Raw genomic sequence first — 739 nt, forward strand, 5'->3', positions numbered from 1 at the left:
GCTCTCAAGAAAATAAAGCAGAGAAGTTCCAATCGTTTTGCCAGATATTGGTCGACTATGTTTCGGTCGGACACTTCGAAGTCTACGAGCAACTCGTTGCCGAGGCAGCAGAGTATGATGACGGTGGACTTGAGCTTGCAAAGAAAATCCTTCCTCGCATTGAAATGTCCACCGAACAATCTCTAGCGTTTAACGATCGCTTCGACGATATACATAAAGTCGACGATGGCATCGAAGGCCTTATTAAAGAGCTCGACTCCTTAGGAAAAACCCTTGAAGAGCGCTTTGAGCTTGAAGACACGCTGATTGAAGCACTTCACGCGGTGCACGCAGACACAACCGCTTAGTTCTAAATGAACTCCTGAGCGATAGCCAGAACTTCTTAATTCTGGCTATATTATGCGCTTCCCCTCCAGATCATATTTATTCTCTCTTTTTCCTCGTCTCTGACTATACTAAAGATGTAATGACGTCCTTTTAAAATCGAATCAAATCTATCAGGTCTATCGGTGTTTAAAAAACAAACTTCTACCCTTTTACTCAGTCTGGCACTTGCCGCATGCGCGGAAGGCCCCACTAGCAGTAAACAGCTTGCGACTCAAGGCTTACTAAGCGGCGAACTCAGCCCTAACGGATACCTTGCGGTCATCGGATCGGTTCATCATGGCGGGAGCTTTTGGAACACCAAAAAGAAAGAGCGCCTCTATGACTGGAATCATAAAAGCGGCGAATACTCATC

1 protein-coding gene and 1 pseudogene are annotated in these 739 nt (G+C 45.7%); both read left to right on the forward strand.

Annotated features, from left to right (window positions below; genetic code table 11):
- Positions 1-347, forward strand: a 347-nt coding sequence (locus tag A3729_RS01235; protein ID WP_068632997.1) for an Rsd/AlgQ family anti-sigma factor, incomplete at its 5' end; no start/stop codon positions are given.
- Positions 348-509: 162 nt separating this feature from the next.
- Positions 510-739: pseudogene (locus A3729_RS33725) on the forward strand (hypothetical protein); the annotation flags it as partial.

This window comes from Oleiphilus sp. HI0043, assembly GCF_001634935.1.